The organism is Xanthomonas sp. SHU 308 (assembly GCF_000364645.1).
GTDB lineage: Bacteria > Pseudomonadota > Gammaproteobacteria > Xanthomonadales > Xanthomonadaceae > Xanthomonas_A > Xanthomonas_A sontii.
In genome coordinates this window covers 1-2,297 of sequence record NZ_AQOK01000325.1, presented here as the reverse complement: position 1 = coordinate 2,297, position 2,297 = coordinate 1, and the positions used below count along the sequence as shown (strand labels likewise).

Sequence of the window (2,297 nt, the reverse complement as noted above, 5' to 3'; positions counted from 1 at the left end):
CCTGCCGCGGCCGCGCCAGCGAGCGCGTGCGCCGCTTGGACAGCAGATCCTTGATCTGCAGGCCGTAGTAGTCGGCCACGGTCTTCTGGATGTTGGGGATGCCGATCGCCTGCTGCTGCGCACGGAGCAGGTCGCGCAGGGTTTCCTGGGCGAACTCGGTGGTGATCGCGCGGCCGGTGAAGTTGGCGCGCGCCGCCAGCGTGTTGAGCGCGCCTTCCAGGTCGCGCACGTTCGAGCGCATCTTCTTGGCGATCAGGAACGCCACGTCGTCGGGGATCTCCGCGCCGCGCTCGCGCGCCTTGGCCAGCACGATCGCCGCGCGGGTCTCGAAATCGGGCGGATCGATCGCCACCGACAGGCCCCAGGCCAGGCGCGACTTCAGTCGCGGCTCCAGCCCTTCGACCTCGCGCGGGTAGCGGTCGCAGGTCAGGATGATCTGCTGACGGCCGTCGAACAGCGCGTTGAAGGTGTGGAAGAACTCTTCCTGGGTGCGGTCCTTGCCGGCGAAGAACTGGATATCGTCGATCAGCAGCGCGTCCACCTGCTGGAACTGGCGCTTGAACTGGTCCATGGTCTTGTCCTGCAGCGCGCGGATCATCGCGCTGAAGAACTGTTCCGAGCGCAGGTACATCACCCGCGCGTTCGGATTCTGCTCGCGCATGGCGTTGCCGGCGGCGAACATCAGATGGGTCTTGCCCAGACCGGTGCCGCCGTACAGCAGCAGCGGGTTGTGCGCGCGGTCGCCGGGTTTCTGCGCGGCCTGCACCGCCGCGGCCAGGCCGAGCTGGTTGCTGCGGCCTTCGACGAAGTTGGCGAAGGTGTAGTGCGAATCGAGGTTGCCGGCGAACGGCTCCAGCAACGGCGGCGCCGGCGTGCGTGCGGCCGCGGTCTCGCTGGGCGGGGCGGCGGCCGGTTCCGGCGCACGCGGGCGCGAACCGACCTGCAGCAGCACCTCGCCGCTGCCGGCGAAATAGGTCAGCAGTTCGCGGATGCGCGGCAGGTAGCGCTCGCGCACCTGCTCGACGATGAAGGCGTTCGGGGCATACAGCACCATGCTGTTGTCATGGCGCTGTTCGGCTTGCAGCGGTTTCAACCAAGTGTGAACGTCCTCGGCTGGAAATTCGGCTTCCAGACGTTCCAGGCAACGGGGCCAAGCATCCATCAGATCTAAATTCGTCGATAGACCGGGCATGAAGGGCGCGCTCGGGCGCGGCGCATTCGGCCGGTGGGAGAGGAAAGCGGATGGATCAGACTACCACCGGCGCGCAGGGTCGGGAATGGTTTTCCCACGGCTATTCACAGATCCATCCACAGGCCCGGCGTGCCTGGCCCTTGTCGTCGTCAATACAGGGAGTTGACCGCGGCGTGAGTGATCCTATAGAATTTCCGGTTCTTTCCGCCCCATTCAGATCAGAGCGCCCCGATGGCCACCAAGCGCACCTTCCAGCCCAGCAACCTCAAGCGCAAGCGCGACCACGGCTTCCGTGCCCGTATGGCCACCGCCGACGGCCGCAAGATCCTGGCCCGTCGCCGCGCCAAGGGCCGCAAGCGCCTGAGCGCTTGATTGCTTCGCCGCCCCAGGCGGCGCCTGCAATCCGGACCGTGAATCATCCCGACCCGCGTAGGCGATTTCCTCGCTCTGCGCGGGTTCGCACGTCTGCGGAATACCGCGTCGTGTTCGATGCCGCGCGCCGCTGTTCCGAGCCGCTGATGAGCCTGCACTGGCGCAGTGCGCCGCACCCGGCGCGGCTGGGTTTGGCGGTGTCGCGCAAGGTCGACAAGCGTGCGGTCGTGCGCAATCGCATCAAGCGCGTGCTGCGCGAGGCCACGCGGCAGTTGTTGCCGTGGCTGGCGCCCGGCGATTACGTGGTGGTGGCGCGCAGCGCCGCCGCCCAGGCCAGCGGCGAGCAACTGCGCCAGGCCTATCTGCGCCTGCTGCGTCGCGCCGGCGCATTGCCGGCCCCGGCCGCGGACGGCACAATGCCGCCGCCTGATCGTCCTTCTTCCCCCACATCCACGTCAGAACCTGCTTCTGGCTGAGCCGAGCTTGCCTGTCCGATGAACCAGACCCGCCTTTTCCTGATTTTCGCCTGGCTGATGGTCGCGGCGCTGTTGTGGATGGAGTGGAACAAGGAACACGCGCCGAACGCCACCGCGGCGACGGTCGCGGCGGCGACCACGGTGCCGCCGGCGCAGGACGCCGATGCCGGCGCCACGCATGCGCCGGCCGTTCCGCAGGCCACGGTGCCCGGCACCGCGCCGGCCAGCACCACGCCCGAAACGGCTGCGGCTAACAC

General features: G+C 68.0%; 3 protein-coding genes and 1 pseudogene. 3 read left to right on the top strand and 1 reads right to left on the bottom strand.

Features of this window, described 5'->3' with window-relative positions:
* Positions 1-1,162: chromosomal replication initiator protein DnaA (gene dnaA / locus D588_RS0111475; RefSeq protein ID WP_043084495.1), on the bottom strand; the 1,162-nt coding region annotated here is incomplete at its 3' end.
* A 261-nt stretch (positions 1,163-1,423) separates the two neighbouring features.
* Here dnaA and rpmH point away from each other — a divergent pair.
* From rpmH to D588_RS24560, 3 genes and pseudogenes are all read left to right on the top strand, one after another.
* A complete protein-coding gene (gene rpmH / locus D588_RS0111470; protein WP_003469983.1) occupies positions 1,424-1,564 on the top strand; it encodes a 50S ribosomal protein L34 in 141 nt (46 codons plus the stop codon).
* 38 nt (positions 1,565-1,602) lie between these two features.
* A complete protein-coding gene (gene rnpA, locus D588_RS0111465) occupies positions 1,603-2,040 on the top strand; it encodes a ribonuclease P protein component (protein WP_026143608.1) in 438 nt (145 codons plus the stop codon).
* Between the two features lie 18 nt (positions 2,041-2,058).
* Positions 2,059-2,297: pseudogene (locus tag D588_RS24560) on the top strand (membrane protein insertase YidC); the annotation flags it as partial.

Excerpts from the sequence above, each read along its gene's own strand:
- rpmH (WP_003469983.1), top strand. The coding sequence starts at position 1,424 with ATGGCCACCAAGCGCACCTTCCAGCCCAGCAACCTCAAGCGCAAGCGC.